This window comes from Paraferrimonas sedimenticola, assembly GCF_002282855.1.
Lineage (GTDB): Bacteria > Pseudomonadota > Gammaproteobacteria > Enterobacterales > Shewanellaceae > Paraferrimonas > Paraferrimonas sedimenticola.
The window spans coordinates 13,489-36,375 of record NZ_NRIR01000007.1 but is presented as its reverse complement, the minus strand read 5'-3'; the positions used below and the strand labels follow the sequence as shown (position 1 = coordinate 36,375).

Annotated in this window: 19 protein-coding genes; 8 read left to right on the top strand and 11 right to left on the bottom strand. The window is 50.3% G+C overall.

The genetic code is table 11. The features are described 5' to 3' along the window. Positions 1-5: 5 nt before the first annotated feature. The 3 genes from lpoB to CLC93_RS12660 form a co-directional block, all read right to left on the bottom strand. The gene (gene lpoB, locus CLC93_RS12670; RefSeq protein WP_095506349.1) at positions 6-599 is read right to left on the bottom strand and encodes a penicillin-binding protein activator LpoB; all 594 of its coding nucleotides are present in this window, start codon (positions 597-599) and stop codon (positions 6-8) included. 16 nt (positions 600-615) lie between these two features. Then, positions 616-1,890 (bottom strand): COG3014 family protein, encoded by a 1,275-nt coding sequence (locus CLC93_RS12665; protein ID WP_245837160.1) that lies wholly within the window; start codon positions 1,888-1,890, stop codon positions 616-618. Between the two features lie 83 nt (positions 1,891-1,973). Continuing rightward, positions 1,974-2,192: a SlyX family protein gene (locus CLC93_RS12660; protein ID WP_095506347.1), complete on the bottom strand. Its 219-nt coding sequence runs from the start codon at positions 2,190-2,192 to the stop codon at positions 1,974-1,976. Between the two features lie 187 nt (positions 2,193-2,379). On the opposite strand from CLC93_RS12660, the gene fkpA reads away from it, so the two are divergent. Together fkpA and CLC93_RS12650 are read left to right on the top strand one after the other, a co-directional pair. Beyond that, positions 2,380-3,132, top strand: a complete 753-nt coding sequence (fkpA, locus tag CLC93_RS12655; protein WP_095506346.1) for an FKBP-type peptidyl-prolyl cis-trans isomerase — start codon at positions 2,380-2,382, stop codon at positions 3,130-3,132. Between the two features lie 110 nt (positions 3,133-3,242). Then, on the top strand, positions 3,243-3,614 hold the full coding sequence (locus CLC93_RS12650) for a YacL family protein (protein ID WP_169903014.1): 372 nt from the start codon (positions 3,243-3,245) through the stop codon (positions 3,612-3,614). On the opposite strand, the gene CLC93_RS12645 is transcribed toward CLC93_RS12650, so the two are convergent. Together CLC93_RS12645 and narQ are read right to left on the bottom strand one after the other, a co-directional pair. Further along, on the bottom strand, positions 3,608-4,237 hold the full coding sequence (locus CLC93_RS12645; RefSeq protein ID WP_095506344.1) for a response regulator: 630 nt from the start codon (positions 4,235-4,237) through the stop codon (positions 3,608-3,610). The genes CLC93_RS12650 and CLC93_RS12645 overlap by 7 nt on opposite strands. Next, a complete protein-coding gene (gene narQ, locus CLC93_RS12640; protein ID WP_169903012.1) occupies positions 4,234-5,937 on the bottom strand; it encodes a nitrate/nitrite two-component system sensor histidine kinase NarQ in 1,704 nt (567 codons plus the stop codon). The genes CLC93_RS12645 and narQ overlap by 4 nt, the downstream gene beginning before the upstream one ends. 254 nt (positions 5,938-6,191) lie before the next feature. Between narQ and nrfA the strand changes: the two genes are divergently transcribed. Both nrfA and CLC93_RS12630 read left to right on the top strand, forming a co-directional pair. Next, on the top strand, positions 6,192-7,580 hold the full coding sequence (gene nrfA / locus CLC93_RS12635) for an ammonia-forming nitrite reductase cytochrome c552 subunit (RefSeq protein WP_095506342.1): 1,389 nt from the start codon (positions 6,192-6,194) through the stop codon (positions 7,578-7,580). Between the two features lie 609 nt (positions 7,581-8,189). Continuing rightward, a complete protein-coding gene (locus CLC93_RS12630; RefSeq protein WP_095506341.1) occupies positions 8,190-11,048 on the top strand; it encodes a TonB-dependent receptor domain-containing protein in 2,859 nt (952 codons plus the stop codon). A 90-nt stretch (positions 11,049-11,138) separates the two neighbouring features. On the opposite strand, the gene CLC93_RS12625 is transcribed toward CLC93_RS12630, so the two are convergent. After that, the gene (locus CLC93_RS12625; RefSeq protein ID WP_095506340.1) at positions 11,139-12,737 is read right to left on the bottom strand and encodes an ABC-F family ATPase; all 1,599 of its coding nucleotides are present in this window, start codon (positions 12,735-12,737) and stop codon (positions 11,139-11,141) included. A 130-nt stretch (positions 12,738-12,867) separates the two neighbouring features. After that, a complete protein-coding gene (gene folE, locus CLC93_RS12620; protein ID WP_095506339.1) occupies positions 12,868-13,422 on the bottom strand; it encodes a GTP cyclohydrolase I FolE in 555 nt (184 codons plus the stop codon). Between the two features lie 91 nt (positions 13,423-13,513). Here folE and CLC93_RS12615 point away from each other — a divergent pair, with 91 nt between their 5' ends. Beyond that, positions 13,514-14,560, top strand: a complete 1,047-nt coding sequence (locus CLC93_RS12615; protein ID WP_095506338.1) for a patatin-like phospholipase domain-containing protein — start codon at positions 13,514-13,516, stop codon at positions 14,558-14,560. An 85-nt stretch (positions 14,561-14,645) separates the two neighbouring features. Then, positions 14,646-15,215, top strand: a complete 570-nt coding sequence (locus CLC93_RS12610) for an LON peptidase substrate-binding domain-containing protein (RefSeq protein WP_169903010.1) — start codon at positions 14,646-14,648, stop codon at positions 15,213-15,215. Between the two features lie 3 nt (positions 15,216-15,218). On the opposite strand, the gene galK is transcribed toward CLC93_RS12610, so the two are convergent. Together galK and CLC93_RS12600 are read right to left on the bottom strand one after the other, a co-directional pair. Then, positions 15,219-16,373, bottom strand: coding sequence for a galactokinase (gene galK / locus CLC93_RS12605; protein ID WP_095506336.1), 1,155 nt, complete (start codon positions 16,371-16,373; stop codon positions 15,219-15,221). A gap of 68 nt (positions 16,374-16,441) precedes the next feature. After that, positions 16,442-18,103 carry a cation:proton antiporter family protein gene (locus tag CLC93_RS12600; protein WP_095506335.1) on the bottom strand — a complete coding sequence of 554 codons (1,662 nt, stop codon included), beginning with the start codon at positions 18,101-18,103 and terminating at the stop codon, positions 16,442-16,444. A 380-nt stretch (positions 18,104-18,483) separates the two neighbouring features. Between CLC93_RS12600 and CLC93_RS12595 the strand changes: the two genes are divergently transcribed. Then, positions 18,484-19,851: a YjiH family protein gene (locus CLC93_RS12595; protein ID WP_095506334.1), complete on the top strand. Its 1,368-nt coding sequence runs from the start codon at positions 18,484-18,486 to the stop codon at positions 19,849-19,851. Between the two features lie 144 nt (positions 19,852-19,995). Next, the gene (locus CLC93_RS12590) at positions 19,996-20,655 is read left to right on the top strand and encodes a DedA family protein (protein WP_095506333.1); all 660 of its coding nucleotides are present in this window, start codon (positions 19,996-19,998) and stop codon (positions 20,653-20,655) included. 50 nt (positions 20,656-20,705) lie between these two features. Here the strand turns inward: CLC93_RS12590 and CLC93_RS12585 are convergent, their stop codons facing one another. Continuing rightward, a complete protein-coding gene (locus CLC93_RS12585) occupies positions 20,706-22,517 on the bottom strand; it encodes a protein-disulfide reductase DsbD (RefSeq protein WP_095506332.1) in 1,812 nt (603 codons plus the stop codon). Further along, the gene (gene cutA, locus CLC93_RS12580) at positions 22,514-22,837 is read right to left on the bottom strand and encodes a divalent-cation tolerance protein CutA (protein WP_245837159.1); all 324 of its coding nucleotides are present in this window, start codon (positions 22,835-22,837) and stop codon (positions 22,514-22,516) included. The genes CLC93_RS12585 and cutA overlap by 4 nt, the downstream gene beginning before the upstream one ends. Positions 22,838-22,887: the final 50 nt, after the last annotated feature.

Sequence of the window (22,887 nt, the reverse complement as noted above, 5' to 3'; positions counted from 1 at the left end):
GTTTTCTACAATCCTAGGAAAGACTTATCTTTTGTCTTGCGAATCTCTTTCTCGTCTTGCCACTCAATCAGACCCGTTTCTAGGTCCATCAAACGCATAGTCATCTTGTAATACACGTCTTTAGTTGAGCTCTTTTGCTTAACGATGCTCGATAGGTTGCCGTACAGCATGTATTGGGCACCCACTTGGCGACCAAAGCTAATGGCGGTCGATGGGTCAACCATGCCAGAGCTGTTTTGATAGTCCAATTGCTTGCGAACCGAATCGACTTTGGTCATGTCCACAAAGCGGAACTTGCCCGAGCGCAGCAGCTTGGTGCTGATGCTGTCAGTGATAGACTCGGTATCAATGTGCTCAGAGGTTTTGTTCTTGATGCGATCCACAAAGATGATGGGACGGTCTGAGGCGGTCATTTCCATTACCGGTGGGAAGGTCAGCATGCTGTCGACCATCTTGGCGGCAATGGCCTGCAAATCGGTAGAGCCAAAGCTTTCGTTTACGGTTTCTACTTCGGTGGCATCGCCGTACTCGACCTTAGATTGACAGCCTGCCAAGGTTAACCCTAGCAATACCAACAATGCGTACTTCATCTGTTTCATAAGCTACCTGTAATAATTAGAAGATTTGGCTAAATAGGCGCAAGTGCCCGCCGGTTTGAATGGCCCAAACTAGTGTGGTTTGACCCGGTTTGATTTCAATAGTTTCCGCCAGTTTAGCATTGATTTGCAATGGGTAACTGCCGGCCGTTAAGTTTTGGTGCGCTATCTGCGCCTCGCTTGGCAAGGTTAGCCAGCTGCGCAGATCCGCTTGCTCGCTAATTAAGTTAAACACTTCCATCGCCACGCCCCCCCAATCGTCACGCTCGCGCGCCCATTGGTTGGCTTCCGCTTTGGCATACACACGCGCCGCTTGGCGAACTAGGATCAGCGGCAGCTCTTCGGCTAGTGCCGTGGTGGCTAAATCGTCGATGTCACTGATGGTGGCCGCCTGAATTCGAGCGTCGTTACCCAGTTTGATGTAAGCGGCGGCATAGCTTGGGCGTTGCCCCAAGTAGGTTGGCAGTGACACAGATTGCCAGCGACGATTGACTCGAAACGGCACCGAAAACGCCTGCTTGGCTGGACTAAAGCCGGTTTCGTAAATCACGACTAAGCGCCCTTGGTCGGGAGTTATCGGCTGAGCATCGCCCCATTTGTCTTTGAACTCTTGATACTGGGGCATCTGCAAGCCTTTGGCTAAACGCACCAGTTCTTGCTCGAGATAAGGGTTGCCCTGATGCAACTGGGCCGCTTTGCGATAATCGATAAAGGCGTCGTTGGGCTCGCCCGCCATTTGATACAGCAAACCCGTGACGTAGTAACTGTAGGCGTTCAAAAACGAGCTGCTGGCCTTGGAGCTGCCTTTGAGGCGATTGATCTCGGTTTGCACCGTACCGTTTTCGATGGCGTTGGAGTCACTCAGGCTCTTGCGATAGCGCTCTTGTTCTAGTGTTTGTAGCTCGTTGGCTCGGCGTACCTCTACTAAAGCGCCCTCACTGTCGCCCTGCATCAGGTAGTTGAGCGCCTGATACTGGTGCAACATGATGCGCTCAAAGCCCGGGCCTCGATAGGGAATCACATTGTCGTTAAGCAGCACACTAGTGGCGTTGGCGCCGAGGTTGCTGACGCTGATGGTAGGGTCAAAATCCGCTTTGTCGTAGCGAGCGATAGCATGGGCATAGAGCTTTTGGCTTAGCGCAAAGTCGCCATTGAGCTGAGCGATACGGCCCGCTTCTTGAGCGTAGAGAATGCCATCTTCGCCGTTAACTTTAGATTCGAGATCTGTAACCGACACCGGATCGCTGGCGTTTAGCTGGCTTTGGTAGGGCTGCAATTGGGCTGGGTAGGGCATAAACACGCTGGTAGCCGCGCACCCACTCAACAAAGTCAGTGTTAGCAGTAACGCAAATCGGGCCGAGCGGAGGAAAGATCTCATTAGTAATGGGGTGGTGGTGTTTCTTCGCTTTCGTGGGCCAAATTCGACGGTGCCTGAGCGGCGACTCGTTTACCCAGGTATTCTATTTGCGCCTGCTGGCGATCCACCTGGTCGTTGAGTTTGATAATGGTTTGGTTAAGCGACTCGATAAGCTCATCTTGAAAAGCCTGCCGGCTTTCTAAGCGTTCCAACCATTGCTGCATTTGTTCGAGGTCCATTGTGAGCCACCTTAAATCATCAGAGGCGCATATTGTATCCAGTTTGGCACCCACAACAAAGAATACACTGCGATTTGTTCAGCTTGCGTTAGAGTTTTGTGTTTTATCTTACATAGGTTAGAGTAAGTTCAACTCACTTATCTAAAACAGCGCGTGCTGTAACCATCCAATTGCTAAAGGAATCTCCATGAAATCCGTATTGAAAGTATCACTGCTGGCTATGGCCGTTGCAGGTGTGTCGGCCTGTAACCAAGAAGCGAAAACACAAGCGCCAGCTCCACAAGCCGAAGTGAAACTAGAGACCCCGGCCCAAAAAGAATCTTATGCACTGGGTATGGTGATGGGTCAGCAAATGGCCCTATCAGAGCTGAAAGAAATGGGCATCGAAATCGACCAAGCGCTAGTTATGAAGGGCTTTGAAGAGACCCTAAACGGCTCAGCTAAGTTGACCGAAGAAGAGCTAGAAACTGTGATGCGCGAGTTTTCTACCAAGGTCACCGAAATTCAAACCCAAAAAGCCGAAGCGATTGCCGCTGAAGCTAAGCAAGAAGGCGTTGACTACCTAGAGCAGAACAAAGCCAAAGAAGGCGTGACTGTAACCGAGTCGGGACTGCAGTACGAAGTGATCACCGCTGCGGAAGGCGATAAGCCAAGCGCAGAAGACACAGTAGAAGTGCACTACCGCGGTACTCTGATTGACGGCACCGAGTTCGACAGCTCGTATTCGCGCAACCAGACTGCCAAGTTCCCGCTAAACCGCGTGATCCCTGGTTGGACCGAAGGTGTTCAGCTGATGCCTGTGGGTTCTAAGTACCGCTTTGTGATTCCATCTGAACTGGCCTACGGCGAGCGCGATACTGGTACCATTCCAGCCCACTCGACTCTGGTATTCGAAGTGGAACTAATCGCCATTGAGAAAGCCGAAGAAGCAGCTCAATAAGCGATAAGCGCCATTGAAAAAGAGCCGCATTCGCGGCTCTTTTTTGTTGAGTTTGTAAAAGCGGCGCGCTTAAACCTACACTCAATGAGAGCAAGAAAGGAATAACAACAGTGGATTACGAGTTCCGCCAAGACCCAAGCACAGGAAAAGTCATCAGTCGCTTTTCGATGGAGCAAGCACTACTTGGCAATTGGTTTGACGATGAGTTGCACGACAGCCCCAAGCTACAACTGGCCCTTCGTCAATTTTTGAGCGACGGTAGCCTAACTGAACTTAAACAATGGCAGGCAATTGGACGCGAAATCAGCATCGTTATCGATGGCGGTGAAGTGAGCTTGTGGCTAAACGTCAAAGACCACGAGTCCGACGCTGAGCTCGAATTAGGTATGCAAATGGAAGACGCCCAAGCCAGTGCCAGTTTGGGCGTGGAAGATTTCGAGCAGGCGCTGAGCGCCTGGCTCGACTTTAAACGCGGTTACTGATTGAGAAAGCGCACCGCCATTTCGGTGCGCGACTTAGCGTCAGCCTTGCGCAATAAATTCTTAATGTGAACTTTCACCGTACCTTCGCTGATATGAAGATTTTCTGAAATCAGCCGGTTACTCATTCCCTCTGCCACCAATTGCAAAATCTGCAGCTCTCGCGGCGTCAGCGACATGATCCAATTTGGCTCACCTTTGCCTTGTCCTTGCTCGGTCAGGTAAGCGCTCACTTGCTCGCTCAGTACCTGCTTGCCTAGCATGACCTGTTTTAAGCTATCGATTAGGTCGTCAGGATCGCTGTCTTTCAGCAGGTAGCCGTCGGCACCGGCACGCATCAAACGCAACACGTCTTGTTTGTTGTCCGATACGGTCAGTATCGCGACCTTACTGGTAATACCGTCAGCGCGAATGGCGTTTAGGGTATCTAAGCCGCTCATGCCTTTCATGTTGAGATCCAGTACCACCAAGTCAGGTTCGTCATCGCGCATGCTAGCCAAGGCATCCAAACCAGAGCCGACTTCGCCAAATAACTCGAATTCGTCTTCGGCTTCGATCAATTGGCAAATCCCTTTTCTCAGTAATGGGTGATCATCCACTACCAATACGGAATAACTTAGGCTCATGCTGTCTCCTGCTCGGACTGGTTCACGGGAAATTCTAGGCTCACTATTGTGCCTTGTTGTGGCTCGCTGTCTATCGATATTTTGCCATTTAAGCGACTGGCTCGCTCTTGCATGATGCTCATGCCGAAATGGCCAGATTTTTCGCTCACCGCTTCCATCCCCAAGCCGTCGTCGCTAACCACCACACTGGCGCGGTTGTTGGTAAGCATTTGTGCATTAATGATAATGCGGTTGGCATTGGCGTGCTTGAGGGAGTTAATACAAGCCTCACGAGCCACCTGTAGCACATGTATCAATTGGGCTGGCAATAAACATCCAGGCGGTATTCGGTTGTTGAGTTCGATGGGCACATCAGAATCCGTTTGCAACTGTTCAACCATGGTTTGCAGCGCTTGCTGGAAGTCTGGCTCGCGAATGGTCAGGCGGAAGGTGGTGAGCAGCTCGCGCAACTGGGTATAGGCGGTGACAACACCGTCATCGATGGCTTGCAGCGGTTCTCGGGCTTTAGCAGGCAAGCCTTCACTGGGCAGAGCGCGGCGCAACAACTTGCTTTGAATTTTTAAGAAAGCCAGCACTTGCCCCAGAGAGTCGTGCAACTCGCGGGCAATAGTGGCACGCTCGTCAATCAGAGCGTATTGCTCGCGTTCGTCAAAGGCCTGCTGAATTACCATGGTACGTGAGACCATCACAGCCACTTGCTCAAAAAATCTTTTGTAGTCTTCTCGATAGTCGGCGAACTGGAGTACTCCCAAGTACTCTTCGTTGAACATCACGGGTAACTCGAGCACGTGCTCGGCCTCTGTTGGCCAGCCCGAGTGAGCGACTAAGTCGTTTTCCGGTTGGGCGTCAAAACGCAGTCTGGCAAACCCAACCACGCCCGAATTCACCAAGTCGTTCAGACCTCTTTGCATTCTTAGGTTAACCGGGTCTGAGCCGCGCAACTGAGTCAGAATACTATTGAGCAAGGTCAGCTCGCGGTTGGCGCGTGATAGCGCTTGGGTTTGATCGTCTACTCGTTTTTGCAGATCCTTATACAGGGTGTCGAGCTCTTTGGCGGAAACATCTAGAGCTTCGCCAAGCACAGCCATTTCCTCAAAGCGATAGTGCCCAAGTTGCAAATCGAACTCTTTGCGCTGCATGTTTTGGGAGGCGCCAACCAGTTGATTGATAGGACCGATGAGGTGGCGTTGAGTAAAGCGCATGGCGTAAAGCACCATGGCTATCATGATAAGTAAACCTATCCCCAAACTGACCACCAAATAGATGAGTTTGAGTTTGGCGAAGTTTTCCATCTCGGACACTAACTCGTCGACGGTCGCCACAAAAGGAATCAGTTGAGCGGCATAGGAGCGAGAGTCCTCCAATAAAATGAACTGCTTCATCTGCTGCCATTGATCGACCACTTGCTGGTATTGGTTTAGCAGGCTGTCGGGACTGTACCAACCTAAGTTGTGTTGGAGTTCTTTGGAATGAAGGGTGACCTCAAATTCTTGAATTTTCTCCAGTGCCTGCTCTGAACCCGAATTGGCATAAAACATCAATCGATAGCTTTGCATGCGCAAAGAACCACTGGCATTAATGGCTCTTGCATCACCTAGACTAAAGGCTAAGTTGGCAATCGAAAACACAGACAGGCTGGCGCTTATCACCAAGAAAATCAGCATTAAACGCAGTAGAGTGGAGGTTAATTTTACTTGCATAGGGTTCGCACTATCGTCAAATACACCTATAGTTAGTGTTGGTTTGTGTCTCTCGTTTAGCCTAAACCAAGGCTTCCTGTTTGCAAGCATGCGCTAGAGCTAACTGGTTGTCGACATAGGTAATTTCGAAATGTGAGATGCAACCGTTTAGCTAAATGGTTTGCTATCGACCGATGTAGGCTCGCCAAATGTGCACAAGGTGGGCTTGTCGTAAGCTTAAATGTGGAACGATAAAAGGTAGTGAGAAGAAACCTATGAAAGCAATGCAGGTAACACTTTCCGTCGCCATCGCTGCGACGCTCTGTGCGGCCTTGGTGCAGGCAAAGCCAGGCACCGACCCCCGCAACGAAGTCTACGCTGAGAAATTCTCTAAGCAGTACAACAGTTGGAAAGCCACCGAATCCAGTTCCGAAATCGAAGACGCGCTTGAGGGGGACCCCAATCTGGTGATCCTGTGGGCCGGCTATGGTTTCGCCAAAGACTACAACAAAGCTCGTGGCCACATGTATGCCTTGACCGATGTTCGTCAAACTTTGCGCACCGGTGCGCCAATGTCGCCAGACGAAGGCCCAATGCCAATGGCTTGCTGGAGCTGTAAAAGCCCCGATGTGGCTCGTGTCATCGAAGAGAAAGGTGAGGCCGGTTACTTTAAAGGTACTTGGGCCAGCCAAGGTCATGAGATGAACAACACTATTGGTTGTGGCGATTGTCACGACAAAGGTTCACCTAAATTGCGCGTGTCCCGTCCGTTTGCTGCCCGCGGTTTTGAAGCGGCAGGCATGCCATTTGATAAAGCGTCTCGCAAAGACAAACAAACTTTGGTCTGCGCTCAGTGTCACGTTGAGTACTACTTTGAAAAAACAGAAGGTCGCAAAGGCTTTGTTAAATTCCCATGGGACGGCGGTACTAATGTCGAAGCGATGGAGGCCTACTTTGACGCTATCCAGTTTGCCGACTGGGAGCACGGTTTGTCGAAAGCGCCGATGTTGAAAGCTCAGCACCCTGGCTTTGAAACCTGGCGTATGGGTATCCACGGCAAGAACGATGTGTCGTGTAGTGACTGTCACATGCCTCGAGTGGAAGAGAACGGCAAGAAGTTTACTGACCACAAAGTCGGCAACCCGTTTGACCGCTTTGAGTTCACTTGTGGTAAGTGTCACGAGCAGAGCAAAGAAATGCTGCAAGCCGTGACTAAGCAACGCCAAGAAGCGGTGGCCGAGATTAAACTGCGCGCCGAAGAGCAGCTAGTGGCAGCCCACTTTGAAGCCGCTGAGGCTTGGAAGCTTGGTGCTACCGACGCTGAAATGAAGGATATTCTGACTGACATCCGTCATTCACAGTGGCGCTGGGACTACGCTATCGCCTCACACGGTGTCGCGGCACACGCCCCTGACGAAGCGCTGCGTGTTTTAGGCACTGCGGTTAGCAAAGCAGCTGATGCTCGAGTGAAGCTTGCACAACTGTTAGCGTCTAAAGGGCACGCCGGTCCTGTGGCAATTCCTGACATCTCAACCAAGGCGAAAGCGCAAGCAGCGCTTGGCATGGACATGAAGAAAATGGAAGCCGACAAAGAGAAGTTCCTCAAAACTGTGATTCCACAGTGGGAAGCGAAAGCGGCAGAACGCGAAGCTAAAATGAAATAGCGAATTTAACCGCATCTAAAAGGCCTTGCATTGCAAGGCCTTTTTTGTGAGCTTGCTGTAAAGCCTGTCTAAAGGTGATAACAACAAGCGCTTCAACTCTTATCCTGTATTTCCTTCCAAATTTGGTTTTCGCGCCAAATTCGATTCGTCTCGCTTTGATAGATAACTGCCTTACACAAAAAGTGCCAGAAACGACTGATGTTGTTGGTTTCTTGTTAATACATATCTAAATCAGACGGTTCTGATTTGGCACGAAAATGCGTCTTATTTAGTCAAATTTTTGAATGCATATCCGTTAATCGGTGAATATTTAGTCACTGAGCTGCTTAAAATTTACATAAAAATAACATATAAAGCTCAAAAAATGGTTTTTAAATGATTGACGGACGGTTGTAAGTTACTGTTTTTGAATGGTTTTATATTGGCTTGCTAGGGTTTATTCTGCCTTTGATACAAGTGCTTTACGAATATGTTGCGTTTTATCTTTTGGTGTGGTTCTATTGTTGCAACCTTTACACCTTTGTAACAACTTGTTTGCATGGTGATAAAGCGTTTACAAAAAAACTGCCGTCGAAGCGGTTTATAAAAATCTAATGGGAGAGATAAACAATGCATTCCAATAGCATTTTGGCAAAATCAGTGCGTTCAGCTCTGATCTTGGGCTTGTCAGCAGGTGGTTTCTCAGCCACTACGGCAATCGCCGCTGAAGAAGAAGCTTCAGTAGAGCGCATTTCGGTAACCGGTTCTCGTATTAAGCGTACCGACCTAGAAACCGCTAGCCCGATTACAGTTACTACTGCTGAAGACATCAAGCTGTCTGGTTTTACCAACATCGAAGATGTTCTGAACAACCTACCTCAAATCGAAGCAGCGCAAACCTCGCAAATTTCAAACGGTGCAACTGGTAACGCATCTCTTGACTTGCGTGGTCTGGGTCCTAACCGTACTTTGGTTTTGATCAACGGCCGTCGTCTACAGCCTGGTGGTCTTAACTCAGAAGCTGCTGACGTCAACCAAATTCCAGCAGCGCTGATTAAGCGCGTTGAAGTGATGACCGGTGGTGGTTCTTCTACCTATGGTGCTGACGCCGTAGCGGGTGTTGTTAACTTCGTGATGAACGATGACTTTGAAGGTTTCCAGATCAGCGCAGGCGCGACTGGTTACCAACACGATAACCGCAACAAGTACATTCAAGGCCTAATGGATAAGCGTAACTTCGACTATCCAACAGGCAACTCTGGCATCGACGGTAAGACTTACTCTATCGATGTGGTTTTGGGTGGCGAGTACGGCAACGGCAAAGGCCACGCCACTGCATACGCAACTTGGAAGAAAGCCGATGAGCTACTTCAAGGCTCGCGCGACTACTCTTCTTGTGCCCTAGATGACGAGGGTACTGGCTGTGGTGGTTCTGCGAACGCAATCGTACCAAACTTCTTCTTCTCGCCAGTATTTGACGGCGAAGTAGACTACGGCGAAGAAGTATTTTGGGGTCTAAACCCACAGGGTACCTTTACTCCAGATGACGGTACTAACCGTTACAACTACGCGCCAATTAACCACTTCCAGCGTCCAAACGAGCGCTACAGTATTGGTGCCTTCACCAACTACGAAGTGAACGAGCACTTCCGTCCGTACCTTGAAGTTAACTACATGAACGACAATACTGCAGCACAGATTGCCGAGTCAGGTACTTTCTTCAATACCGAATACTTGTTTGACTATAACAACCCACTGCTAAGCGATGCTCAAGTCAAGCAATTGCAAGAGCAGTTCGGTCATACGTCGATGGACGATGAGTTTGTTGCTTACATTGGTAAGCGTAACGTAGAGGGTGGCCCTCGTGCTTCTTTGCTACAGCACAACTCATTCCGTATCGTTGCTGGTGCTGAAGGTATGATCAACGACTTCTGGAGCTATGACTTTAGCTACCAGCACGGTCAAACTGACTCTACCGAAACTTACATCAATGACTTCTTTAGTCCAAAGATTCAAGATGCAGTATTTGACAAGAACGGTAACGGTTGTGGCGCTGACTGTATTCCATACGAAGTATTCAAGTACCAAGGCGTTACTCCAGAAATGGCTAGTAACCTAACTGGTGTTGGTATTCGTGCGGGTCTGACTACTCAGAAAGTCTACAACGGCTTTGTTAGCGGTGAATTCGACTGGGCAATCCCATCAGCTTCAAGCAATGTTGCTGCGGTATTGGGTTTCGAGCGTCGTGAACTGCAATACACTGCAATTTCAGACGAAGTATTCGAAAAAGGTCTGTTGCTAGGTCAAGGTGGTGCGACTCCAAGCATCAGCGGTGGCTACAACGTCAATGAAGTATTTGCCGAATTGCAAGTACCACTAATCAATGACGCTGTTGCTGCACACTCTCTATTGTTGGACTTGGGTGGTCGTTACTCTGACTACAACACCACAGGTTCAGATCCAACTTACAAAGTTGGTGTTGAGTGGGCGCCAATCGAAAACTGGATGCTACGTGCTAGTTACAACCGCGCCAGCCGTGCGCCAAACGTAACCGAGTTGTTTACCTCTCAGAACATTGGTCTGTGGTCTGGTACCGATCCATGTGCCGGTGCTGAGCCAATTGCCACTCAAGCACAGTGTGCCAACACTGGTATGACAGCTGAACAGTACGGCAAAGTATCTGCCTCGCCTGCAGGTCAGTACAACCAGCTATCTGGTGGTAACCTAAACCTACAACCTGAGAAAGCGGACACCCTGACTGTTGGTTTGGTTGCTAACCCGTTCGAAGGTTTCAACTTCGCAGTTGACTACTGGGACATTCAGATGAGCAACGTGATCGGCACCGCCGGCTCGTCGCTGATTCTTGAGAACTGTGCCAAGTCTGGTAACGCGTCTTTCTGTGGTAACGTAAACCGCAACGCCGCTGGTTCATTGTGGATTGGTGAAGAAGGCTACGTTATTAACTTGACCGACAACCTAGGTGGCCGTCACTGGCGTGGTGTAGATATCAGCGCTAACTACAGCGTTGAAGTTGGCGGTGGTACTATTTCTGCAGCGCTTAACGGCGTAACTAATATGAAGAAAGAGTACGAGCCAATCTCTGACCTACCTGAGTTCAACTACGACTGTTCAGGTAAGATCAGCGAGAGCTGTTTTGCTCAGCCTAAATGGCGTCACACTTTGCAAGTTAGCTACGACCGCGATAGCTGGTGGGCCGTTACTGGTAAGTGGCGTCACTACGGTAAAGTTAATTACGAAGGTGGAACCGATAAATTGGCAGAGGGTGGCATCAAAGCGCAGAACTACTTTGACTTAGTCGGTCAGTTCTACGCTGGTGAAAACGTGACCTTCCAACTTGGTGTTAACAACCTATTCGATAAAGAGCCGCCACTGGTTGGTAACACTCTATCGACTAACGCAAACGCCGTTGCGAGCTTCTACGACACTTTGGGTCGTTTCCTACACGCTCGCGTAACTTTGACTTTCTAAGTTAACGTTACTCAGTCTGATACATATCAGATAAAAACAGGCCCGGTGCATTGCACCGGGCCTTTTGTTTTGGTCGTCTTTTATTAAGGCTTATGCGCTTTCGGATAGCTGCTTAGCTAGCAACTCTTCATAAGTGCCTTGGAAGTCCACGAGCTTCTCGCCTTTGATTTCCACGATTCGAGTAGCCAATGAAGACACGAATTCACGGTCGTGACTGACGAAAATCAGAGTCCCTTCGTAGTTTTCCAGCGCTAGGTTAAGGGCCTCAATGGATTCCATGTCCAAGTGGTTAGTAGGCTCATCAAGAATCAGTACGTTAGGTGATTGCATGATCAGCTTGCCAAACAACAAGCGGTTTTTCTCACCTCCAGAGCACACAGCGACCTTCTTAGTAAAGTCGTGGGCGGAGAACAACATACGACCCAGAGTGCTGCGCACGATTTGGTCGTCGTGGCCTTCTTTGCGCCATTGGCTCATCCAGTCAAACAGGTTCAAGTCCTGTTGGAATTCAGCATTGGTGTCCTGTGGGCAATAACCAATACTGGCGTTTTCTGACCATTGGATCTCGCCCTGATTTGGCGTGAGTTCGCCCATCAAACAGCGTAAAAGCGTGGTTTTACCAACACCGTTTTCGCCTAGCACAGCCAGTCGAGTGCCGGCTTCTAGAATGAGCTCACCGTCGCTAAACAGACTCTCGCCATCAAAGCCGTGGCCGATGTTTTCAAGTACTAGGGCGTTGCGGTGTAGCTTCTTCTCTTGGTTAAAGCGAATGAAGGGGCTAACACGGCTTGAAGCCTTAATGTCGTCTAGCTTAATTTTTTCGATTTGCTTGGCGCGACTGGTGGCCTGCTTGGCCTTAGACGCGTTGGCTGAGAAGCGACTAACGAACTGTTGCAACTCGGCAATCTGGGCGGACTTTTTAGCGTTTTCGGCCTGTAGACGCTCGCGCGCTTGAGTCGAGGCAAACATAAAGTCGTCGTAGTTACCTGGGTACACTCTGAGCTCGCCGTAATCAATGTCGGCCATATGAGTGCACACTGAGTTTAAGAAGTGACGGTCGTGCGAGATGATAATCATGGTGCTTCGGCGAGTGTTAAGCACTTCTTCCAGCCAGCGAATGGTGTCGATGTCCAAGTTGTTGGTTGGCTCGTCCAGCAACAAAATATCTGGGTCTGAGAACAAGGCTTGCGCTAGCAACACCCTTAATTTCCAACCTGGTGCCACTTCGCTCATCAGGCCAAAGTGATAAGACTCTTCGATACCGGCAGCTAATAGGATTTCGCCAGCGCGAGACTCGGCGCTGTAGCCGTCCATCTCGGCAAATTGAACCTCAAGGTCGGCGACGCGCATGCCTTCTTCTTCGCTCATTTCTGGTAGCGAATAGATGCGATCGCGCTCTTGCTTCACTTCCCATAGCTCTTTGTGGCCCATGATCACAGTATCCACCACTGTGTACTCTTCAAAGGCGAACTGGTCTTGGTGAAGCTTGCCCACGCGCTCGTTAGGGGTAATCGACACAGAGCCTGCGCTTGGTGCCAAAGAGCCGTCGAGGATTTTCATGAAAGTCGATTTACCGCAGCCATTAGCGCCGATAAGGCCATAGCGATTGCCGTTTCCAAACTTGACGGATATGTTTTCAAACAGGGGTTTGGCACCAAATTGCATGGTGACACTGGCAGCAGTAATCATGGTTTACTCTCTCACTGGGCTAAGGCTCGACAATGGCCTTACAAATAAAGCCAGCCACTATAGGGAAATAGTGGCTAGTGAGCGAGGGTATTTTGCACTTTATTTGTGCTTTTTTAGCAAGTAATAGGGATTAGCGCCCTAACAGCATCAAAAACTCGTTGCGCGTTTTGACGTCTTTGCGGAAGGTACCCAGCATCACTGACGATTTCATTTTCGAGTTTTGCTTTTCGACACCGCGCATCATCATGCACATGTGCTTAGCCTCTACGATAACTGCCACCCCTGCAGCGCCTGTGACTTGCTGCACCGCTTCGGCGATTTGTTTGGTGAGGTTTTCTTGAATCTGCAGTCGGCGTGCGTACATATCAACAATACGAGCGAACTTAGATAGCCCTAGCACTTTGCCGCGAGGCAGATAGGCGATGTGGCACTGACCGATAAAGGGCAGCATATGGTGCTCGCACATGGAGTACAGCTCAATATTCTGCACTATCACCATCTCGTCGGTGTCTGAGTCGAACACAGCGTCATTGACGATATCGTCCAATTGCTGCTCATAGCCTTGGGTTAAGAATCGCATCGCCTTAGCGGCGCGCTGAGGGGTGTCCAACAAACCGTTGCGCTGGGGATCTTCACCGATATCCAGCAGGATTTGTTGATATAATTCAGTCAGTTTTGTATTCAAAGCTATCTCGTTCTTATCAGTTAGTCGCTTTAAGTGTGATTAATTGGTTAATAAATATCAAGCAGATAACAATCGAGGTTTTAGTCGGCCAATGCAGGCAAATTTGCAACTAATCGCTGGGTTCGAAGCAAAAGCGCACATCGACCAATACGGTTTGTCGATGGCGATGTTTACTCGGATCCAAGCGGCCTCTGGTGGCCCGAAATGGCTGGCGATAGCTGAGCTTGATCGTGAGATTTGGCGGCAATGGCACGCAGCCGGGTGCCTGCCAATGTCAGCGGTTGGGTCTTCTAGCGGGGCGTGGCGAATGTCGGCGCTGGCCAGCGGAGGCGACAAGGCACACGAGCGCCTGCAAAACGCCTATATCGGTTTCACTGCCAATCAGCGTCCTAGCTATGCTGATATTGAAGCGCAAATTCGCGCTCTGCTTAGCAAAGCTCTGGACAGCAATCAAAGAGACAAGTTGTGCCGCGGTTTAGACTGGCATTTAAGTGTGGTAGTGTCGCGCGCCAGGGCGCTGTCGGCGAGTGGCAACAAGACCAGAGTGGGTCTTGGCTTGGCGGCGGCGATGCTAACCAATGCCTTCGCTCGACGCAGTTTAGACTGGCATTTTCGACGAGTGGTGGTGAGCCCCGAAGCCAATAGCCCTTGGGGAGGCTTGAGCGACATGCCCACAGAGCAGGCGCCGTTGACTCTGGACAACCTAGAAGAGGTGCTGCTAGCAACCGGTTCGATTCCACTATTGTCGGCACCGGTCACGGCAATGGCTGAAATACCCGCGGGCCATTACTTCGACGGTGGCATTTCCGACTATCACTTTGACCAGAGTGTTAGTGGCGACGGCTTTACTTTGTTCCCTCACTTTTTGGACGGCGCTTACGCCGGTTGGTTTGACAAATTCTTTAAACGACGCAAGCGCCCGCAAAACTTCAGCCGCACCTTGATGTTGGTCCCCTCCGACTCTTTTGTTGCAGCATTGCCTGGCCACAAAATTCCCGACCGCAACGACTTTGCCCGATTGTCTAATGACGAGCGTCGAAAGCGTTGGCAGCAGGCGGTTGAAGCCAGTACTGCACTGGCTTTGGAGTGGCGTGAACTGGTTGAGGGAAAGCGCACTCCCGTGGTCAAACTGGTGTAATTTTAACAGCTTGGACTCGGTCTCAATAGATAGCTGCTACACTGAAAGCAGGTGTCGATAGTGAGACCAAATCATGCGTACCGAGATGACAAATTTGATCATTCTAGAGAACTGGCTGCTCCCCAAGGGGCGGCTAGAGCTGCGCATTACTCAGACCGAAGTGTTGCAACTAATTGCCCGTCATTTCAAACACGGAGAGCGAATCGCCTTAGGGGTACAAAGCTCTGAAGGTAGCTTTTTGCCTTGCATGCGCCATGCGGTTGACGTGCAAGTCGTCGACTTTTTTCAACTGGATGACGAGAGCTTGTCGTTCGTGTTTGAAGGAGTACAACGACTAAAAGTTTGCGAGACCCATCCTGTGTCTGAGAGCTTGTGGCAGGCAAAAGTTCGACGCCTGCCCGACTGGCCTGAGCAAGGCCTAGAGAAGGAATTCAAAGTACTGTCGCGGGCGTTAGAGTATTTTTACCAGACCAACCCAGACATTTCCGAGTTATACAGCCATGTTCACTTGGAAGACGCCAATTGGGTCAGTCAGCGCTGGCTCGAAGTGCTTCCCATCATAGACCAAGATAAGTTGCACTTAGTTAACCAGCCGGACTGCTCAGAAGCAATGAGTTTTGTGCTCAAAATGATCATTGAGCAGCAGATCCAGTAAGCCCTAGTCCAGCGCCAGCGGGTGTGCCCCTGCCGATGGGTGACACAGATAGGTAGTTACATCGACGCCAGTAATCGGACTAAATTGGGTTTCAATGGCGTCAAACACCGCGTCGGTGTAATCGTGATCCACCAAGGCCACCACACAACCGCCAACACCACCGCCTGTGATGCGAACGCCACCGTGCTCACCTAAGGCTTGTTGCATGGTTTCAACCAGCACATCGATTTCCGGTACGCTTAACTCAAATAAATCTCGCATAGAGGCGTGGGACTCGGCCATGATTTGGCTGAACTTAGCTAATTGGCCGCGATTCAGTGCTTTACTGGCTTGATAGACGCGGTCGTTTTCTTTGAGCACATGTAAGGCACGTTTGTACAATACCACTGGCATATCGCCTTTAGCGGCTTCGAGTTCTTCTAACAACAACTCGCGAAGGCTTGCAAGACCGAAGTACTCTGCGGCTTGCTGGCATTGTTGCCGGCGCTGGCTGTATTCCGCGGAGGAACGTTTAAGCGCCTGATTTGGCTTGATAATCATCAGGCTTAAATTGTCTGGGATGGCCACCGGCTCTGGGTCCATGTCCATACAATCGATCAAAAGCGCGTGGCCATCTTGAGCGCAGGCTGAGGTAACGTGGTCCATCAGTCCGCACTCAAAGCCGACGTACTGATACTCGCCGCGTTGAGCCAATTGAGCCAGGGCTAACGGAGATAGACTTAACTGATTGAGTTCATTGAGAGCCATTGCAAAGGCAATCTCAAGCGCTGCTGACGAAGCCAGGCCTGTGTTGATAGGCACATTTGAGGCAATGGCGATTTTCATGCCTTTAAAGGTTAGGCCGCTTTGGCTAAACGAGCGGCAAACGCCGGTCAGGTAGTGAAACCAATCGCTACAGCTAGAGTCGTCAGTGCCGATTGGCCAGGACTGCAATTTGTCGTTAAAGCGAGCGCTGACGGCGTGTATGCAATCGTCCTCTGCTGGACTTACAGCAATCACAGTATGAAAGTTGATTGCTGCAGGCAGTACTAAGCCTTCGTTATAATCTGTGTGTCCACCAATAAGGTTGACGCGACCGGGGGCCTGGAAGAGCGCACTCGGCGCTTCCCCAAAGGTGTCTTTAAACAGCGTTTTGGCCGCCTGAGCGGTGGTCGGCATGCTAATACTCCATGTGCCGTTATAGTAGGCGTTAACTCTAGCTAAACTACCACAAGCGCACTCGGGAGTTAACTTTTGGCGCTTTCAACTTTGTCGTTTGAATCGTCGCACAAATTGGTCTGGCTTGGGCAAACATAGTCTTGAGTTCTGTGTTCAGGCATTAGCTCGTAGGCAACGTGTTCGGCAAAACCCGCACCAGCGGCCTCGAAGACGTTGTAAATCGCTTCGACACCTTGCTCCTTTAGCGGCTCTACCTCGCTTTCGTACTGCACAATGGCGGCGACTTTACCTGTGTAACTGCTTTGCTTGAGCTGATCCAATGCGGTGAGATTACCATGGTGATGTGGCATCGCCAATAACACTAACTCGGTAGCACTGTGAGGAGTAATCTTGTGCCAGAAGTCGGTGTCTACCGCGTCCCCTTGAATGACGTTGCGGCCCAAGTCGCGGTGCATTTGTACTAACTCGGGTTTGTGGTCGATGCCCACTACGCACTCGCCGTACCTTTGCACCAACTCGTCGTATGCACCGCCACCGATGCGGCCCATCCCCAAGATGATGAATTTAGGTTTGCCTAAGTCGATAGGCTGGTCGTCGCGCGACAATTCGCTGGACTGCCAGCGATGCCAAATCGGCTGCCATACTTGATACATGACTTCCGAATAACGATTCAAAGGCGCGGCAATTAAAAAGCTCATCGATAGGGCTATTGCCAACACCACCACAAACTCGGGCGGTAACCAGCCTTTGTAGGTAGCGACTGAGGCGACAATCAAACCGAATTCACTGAAATTGGTAAGACTTAGTGAAGCCAATAACGACGTTCGTGCGCGCAGCTTAAAGCGGGTAAACAGCCAGAAAAACAGCAGGGTTTTAAACGGCAGCAGCAACAACAGCAGTACAGACAAGGTCAAATCTTGCGAACTCGGCAGGCCGTTGAGGCCAACGGTTAGGAAAAAGGCTACTAACAACAATTCTTTGAGCTCAAACAGAGACTTGGCTAGCTCGGATGAGCGCGGGTGGTTGGCTAGCAAAACTCCCATTAGTAGAGCGCCTAAGTCGGGTTTGATGCCAACAGCCTCGAACAGATTAGCGCCTAACACCAGCGCCATCACCAACCCGAATAGTACGAGTAGGTCACCGCGCTCCATGTGATCCAGTAAGCGGTATATCAAAGGCTTACACAGTGGAATCAAGAATAGCGCTAGGGCCCATACCGAAGGCCATTCGCCTTTCGAAATCGTCATGAACACCACGGCAAATACGTCTTGCATCACCAAAACACCAATGGCGATTTGGCCGTACAAAGAGCCCATTTCGCCTTTGTCTTCCAGAATCTTGACCGCGAATACCGTACTTGAAAATCCGAGCGCAAAGGCTAGTAGTAGCATTTGCCATGTCTCTAACGCTGCGAGCTGGGATAAACCTAGATAGCCAAGGATCTTTAGAAAGGGCACGAATACCAGCAAGCTAATGAGCAAGTGCGCGCTAGCACCACCCCAAACCTGAGCTTTGGCTAGGCTTCTAAGGTCGAGTTTTAGACCGATGGCAAATAGCAGTAAGAGGACGCCTAAGTCGGAAAGCTGTTTTAACAGCGGTAACTGGCTATCGGCAAAGCCCAATGCATATAAAGCGAAGCCCGCCGCCAAATAACCAATCAGAGAAGGTAGTCCTACTCGACTGCACAAAAAGCCACAAACTAGGGCGATGACTAGGATACTCGGTTCCATAGATTTCCAATTCAAGCCAAAAAGGTAAGGTTTTATAGACGCTTAAGTTTGTCGCAGACTTTATCTTGATGTGGGTATTTAGGCAAACTTAAAACGAATATTAAAACTTAGTAAAACCTAGGTTACATTCGTCCTAGCATAGTTCACCGGTTGTTTAAGGAACAATAATTGTACAAATCAGAGTAAATCAGTGGCTTAGCCTTAAGTGAATAGATATTCACGAGAATTGAATGGTTATATTGTGATCGAGCTCCGATTCGCTAATTTACTTGTTTGTCTAAACAGAGTAGTCTGGCGCTCAAATCAACCGTAAAGCTTGCACTTGAGGCGTCAAAACAGCCTATTGGCGGCGCTAAGAACTCGAACTACATAGGACCCTTATGCAAACTCAATCGAACCCAAGTAAGCCATTTAACATCAAGCTATTTCTGATGTTCTTACTGCCTTCACTGGTTGGCGTATTGCTTTTCATGACGCCTATCGCCGTGGGCGATGGCATGACCATTCCCGTTGCTGCGATGGCGGGGCTGATTAAAAGCACCCTTGGCGACAATATCTTCTCTATTATTCTGGCAGTGACCTGGCTGACAGCGCTACTGACTATTCTCGCCAAAGTGATTCGCCCGCAAATGGTGGAAGATTCCAAATTTTTAAGCGAGTTGCTACTAGTGACTCCAGGTTGGTTCATTACTCGTGTGCTGGGTGCAGTGTTTGCCACTATGGCCTTTTACCAGTTTGGCCCAGAACAAGCTTGGGGTGAGGCCACCGGCGGTTTGGTATTCTTTGACTTGCTACCCACCTTGTTTGCGGTATTCATTCTGGCGGGCTTGCTGATGCCTTTGCTATTGAACTTTGGCCTGCTGGAGTTCATTGGCGTGATGCTAACCAAGGTCATGCGTCCATTGTTTAACTTGCCGGGCCGCAGTGCAGTGAGCAGCATTGCCTCTTGGTTGGGCGATGGCAGCGTCGGTATTCTAATGACCAGCAAACAATACGAAGACAAAATCTTCACCAAGCGCGAAGCGGCCATCATTGGTACCAACTTCTCTTTAGTGTCGATTACCTTCACCCTGGTGATCATCTCTCAGGTTCGCCTAGAGCACATGTTTGCTGCCTTTTATCTGACAGTGTGTATCGCTGGTATTGTGGCGGCGATTATCGTTCCTCGCTTGCCACCGCTGCGCAATATTCCAAACACCTACATCGATGGCACTGAGCCGACTCAGGATGTGGAGAGTATTCCGGCTGGTAAGTCTCTGTTGGGCCACGGTCTAGATGCGGCGATGGGCCGTGCAGCCAAAGCACCATCCGCGCTTAACTTGCTCAAAGATGGCCTTAAGAACGCAGTAGAGATGGTGTTTGCGATTGTGCCTGTGGTGATGGCAGTAGGTACTTTGGCGACCATGGTGGCCGAGTACACGCCTATCTTCAACTGGTTGGGCGCGCCGTTTGTGCCACTACTTGAGCTGATGCAAGTGCCTGAAGCGGTAGCCGCTTCAAAAACCATGGTGGTTGGCTTTACCGATATGTTTGTACCGTCGATTCTAGCCGCGAGCATCGAATCGGACATGACTCGCTTTATTGTGGCGACCTTGTCGGTGACCCAGTTGATCTTCATGTCGGAAGTGGGTGCCTTGTTGTTGGGCTCTAAGATCCCAGTGACCTTCTGGCAGCTGCTAGTGGTATTCCTGCTGCGCACTTTGGTGACTTTACCTGTGATCGTACTGATGGCGCATATGCTGTTTTAATCTTCAGTGTTTAGTCAACAAAAACGGGACCTTAGGTCCCGTTTTTTGCTTTTGGGTGTCACTATGCTTTAGCTTGGAAACTCTTGGCCAATTGATCGGCACACAGTCGCGCTGCGTAATCTTATCTAATACAAGGAGTTTCCCATGCAACGTGCCAGCACTTTACCGCTTACCGCCCTTGTGGCTTTCTGCTCAATTCAAGCGGCCATCTACTTTGGGTGGTTGCCACCTGCCGACCAGCTACTGCAAACAGCGCAGCAGGGTATGGGCTCGTATCTCTACTGGTTCGCTTTTCTGATCATTTTGCTTGAGAGCATTGTTTATGTGGGCTTTTACTTTCCGGGACAGTTCTTCGCAGTTCTGCTGGTGATTGCAATGCAGCCCGGTGCTGGCGGAGTGGCTGCGCTGACCTTAGCAATGGTCGCGGCGGCCACCATAGGCTCATGCATCAACTACGGCATCGGCTATCGGTTGGGCCGTGCATCGAGTCCCGAACAGCCTCAGACCAAGCTAAGACATCTGTTGTTGGCCATGATCCACATTAACGCGCTAGCGTTTTTCATGCTCAATCGCGGTGTCAATCGCGCCAACCCCAAAGTGGTGTTGTTAGCAGGTCTACTTAATTTGCCTTACTACTTGGCACTGATAGCCGCCACCAGTTTAATGAGCGAACAGGTCGGACGCTTGGCGGAGAACACTTACATGCTGCTGGGGCTCATTCTAGTATGGCTAGTGGTGGCCTTGGGGCTCGACTACAAACGAGCGCGGGCTGACAATCAGACGCAGGAGAAAACGCCCGCCTAACCAAAAAAAGCGCCTAGATCAGGCGCTTTTTTGATGGGTCACACTTGAGCTTATGCCGAAGGTGGCAACAGGTTGTCCAAGTGTTGGGCAAAGGGACCCGCGGCCATAAATCCTGTGATGGTCAGCGGCTCTTGCAGTTGCCCCTGAGCGTCAAAGAACAGAATGGTCGGCAGTCCTAATACGCCAAAGTGATCCAATAACTCATTGTCCAAGTCATCACCGGCGGTAACGTCGGCTTGCAGCATGACCATTTGGCCTAAACGAGCCTGAACTTCGCTCGCCACAAAGGTCTTGTGTTCAAACTCCTTACAGGCCACACACCAGTCGGCGTAGAGGTCTAGCATCACAGGTTTGCCCTGGGCAGCGGCGTCAGCTACGGCTTGCTCGATGTCAGCCACAGATTTCACCTTGATGAACTGGTTGCTGTGAGCTTGTGTTTGCTCACCGGTCTGAGCAACCACTGGCGCGGGTTTCAACTCCGCCATTACGTGATGCATACCGTAAGAGAAGCTGGCCATTAGCATGATAAACAACACCACAGAGCGGGCGCTTTGCTGCCAGCTCAACTGGGTCAACTTGTTTTGGTGCAGCAGGTAGCCAACGAAGGCGACGCCCCAAACCGACCACAACAACTCCATCCACAATCCTGGCCATACGCGCTCAAGCATAATGATCGCCACGGCGATGAGCAGGAAGCCAAACACGGTTTTAATCACGTTCATCCAAGCGCCAGCGCGAGGCAGCAATTTACCGCCTGTGGTGCCCATGATCAGCAGAGGTACACCCATACCCATACTCAGGGCGTACAAGGCCAAAAAGCCCAGCCCCAAGTCGCCACTTTGAGCCACATAGATCAGCGCGCCTGACAAGGGAGCCGTGGTACAAGGAGAGGCCACCAAACCCGAAAGCACGCCCATCATCACCACACCCAACATGGTGCCGCCTTTTTGCCGATTGCTGATACCGTTGAGCTTTTCTTGCCATTTGCTTGGCAATTGCAGCTCGTACAAGCCAAACATGGACAAGCTCAACAATACGAAGAAGGCGGCGATGGTGACCAGTACCGCTGGGTGTTGTAACGCGGCTTGGTACTTCATGCCAGCACTGGCAACTATCAGGCCCAATAGCGAGTAGGTAACCGCCATACCCTGCACGTAAGCCATTGACAGGGCGAAGGCTCGGCCCATCGACAATTGCTTGCCTTGGCCAACGATAATCCCAGATAGAATCGGGTACATAGGAAATACGCAGGGCGTCAGCGCTAAGCCGATACCTAGGCCAAAGAACACCAGTAGGGTCAACCACAAGCTATCGCCTTCGAGCATAGCCGCTAGACCGGCTTGCTGGGTTTTGACCTCGCCCACGCTGGGCGCGGCAGAATCGCTAATGGTGGCAATGCCTTGCTCGACGCTTACTGGGCTTAGAGGAATGTCGATTTTGGTGGGTGGAAAGCACAGTTTACCTTCGGCGCATCCCATGAAAGTCAGTGCCAACTCAGCGGCGTCGCCGGCTTGTTGAATCGGAATCAGCAGCTCGGCTTGATTGTAGTAAACCACCTGCTCGCCAAAGTACTCATCAAAATGGTCTTTGCCTTGAGGCAACAAAGGCTGTCCTAACTCGGCATCCACTCCGTCAAAGACCAATTTGTCGCGATACAAGTAGTAGCCATCGGCAATACTAAAACGAACCGCTAAGCGACCGTCTTGTTGAACAAAATCGTGGACAAAGGCTTCGTGAACCGGCATTAACTCAGGTTCGGATTGCAAAAAACCAAACTTTTTGCCCGAAAACAGGCCTTCTGCTTGGCTTGCGCCACTAAAGCTCAGGCTAATCGCCAACAAGGCGAACATCAATCGTTTCATAGTGTTACATTGGACCTCAGCCATTCTAGATAGGCTGGGTTACAAGATTCCATCTTAAAGCTAATAATTTCAGGCACTTGGTAAGGGTGCATCTGAGTAATCAAGGTTTCTATTTGGGTAAGACCCGAGTTGAGCGATTTTAGTTGCAGCTGAACTTCGTTTTCCTGACACAGCTCACCTTGCCAAAGGTAAGTGGATGTCATGCTGGGTAACACCTGCGCGCAAGCGACAAGCTTGGCTTGCACCAGTGCTTCTGCCAAGTCGTTGGCTGTCTTCGCATCAGGACAGGCGCACAGCACCATCACTGGATAGGGGTTCACAACCACCCTCGCAACTAAGGCTAACTATAATTGAGTTACTCTAGCTTGTT

What these genes read in the sequence shown, in the direction of transcription:
- lpoB (WP_095506349.1), bottom strand. Translation starts at nt 599, where the DNA reads ATGAAACAGATGAAGTACGCATTGTTGGTATTGCTAGGGTTAACCTTG.
- CLC93_RS12665 (WP_245837160.1), bottom strand. Translation starts at nt 1,890, where the DNA reads ATGCCCTACCCAGCCCAATTGCAGCCCTACCAAAGCCAGCTAAACGCC.
- CLC93_RS12660 (WP_095506347.1), bottom strand. Translation starts at nt 2,192, where the DNA reads ATGGACCTCGAACAAATGCAGCAATGGTTGGAACGCTTAGAAAGCCGG.
- fkpA (WP_095506346.1), top strand. Translation starts at nt 2,380, where the DNA reads ATGAAATCCGTATTGAAAGTATCACTGCTGGCTATGGCCGTTGCAGGT.
- CLC93_RS12645 (WP_095506344.1), bottom strand. Translation starts at nt 4,237, where the DNA reads ATGAGCCTAAGTTATTCCGTATTGGTAGTGGATGATCACCCATTACTG.
- narQ (WP_169903012.1), bottom strand. Translation starts at nt 5,937, where the DNA reads ATGCAAGTAAAATTAACCTCCACTCTACTGCGTTTAATGCTGATTTTC.
- nrfA (WP_095506342.1), top strand. Translation starts at nt 6,192, where the DNA reads ATGAAAGCAATGCAGGTAACACTTTCCGTCGCCATCGCTGCGACGCTC.
- CLC93_RS12630 (WP_095506341.1), top strand. Translation starts at nt 8,190, where the DNA reads ATGCATTCCAATAGCATTTTGGCAAAATCAGTGCGTTCAGCTCTGATC.
- CLC93_RS12625 (WP_095506340.1), bottom strand. Translation starts at nt 12,737, where the DNA reads ATGATTACTGCTGCCAGTGTCACCATGCAATTTGGTGCCAAACCCCTG.
- CLC93_RS12615 (WP_095506338.1), top strand. Translation starts at nt 13,514, where the DNA reads ATGCAGGCAAATTTGCAACTAATCGCTGGGTTCGAAGCAAAAGCGCAC.
- CLC93_RS12610 (WP_169903010.1), top strand. Translation starts at nt 14,646, where the DNA reads ATGACAAATTTGATCATTCTAGAGAACTGGCTGCTCCCCAAGGGGCGG.
- galK (WP_095506336.1), bottom strand. Translation starts at nt 16,373, where the DNA reads ATGCCGACCACCGCTCAGGCGGCCAAAACGCTGTTTAAAGACACCTTT.
- CLC93_RS12600 (WP_095506335.1), bottom strand. Translation starts at nt 18,103, where the DNA reads ATGGAACCGAGTATCCTAGTCATCGCCCTAGTTTGTGGCTTTTTGTGC.
- CLC93_RS12595 (WP_095506334.1), top strand. Translation starts at nt 18,484, where the DNA reads ATGCAAACTCAATCGAACCCAAGTAAGCCATTTAACATCAAGCTATTT.
- CLC93_RS12590 (WP_095506333.1), top strand. Translation starts at nt 19,996, where the DNA reads ATGCAACGTGCCAGCACTTTACCGCTTACCGCCCTTGTGGCTTTCTGC.
- CLC93_RS12585 (WP_095506332.1), bottom strand. Translation starts at nt 22,517, where the DNA reads ATGAAACGATTGATGTTCGCCTTGTTGGCGATTAGCCTGAGCTTTAGT.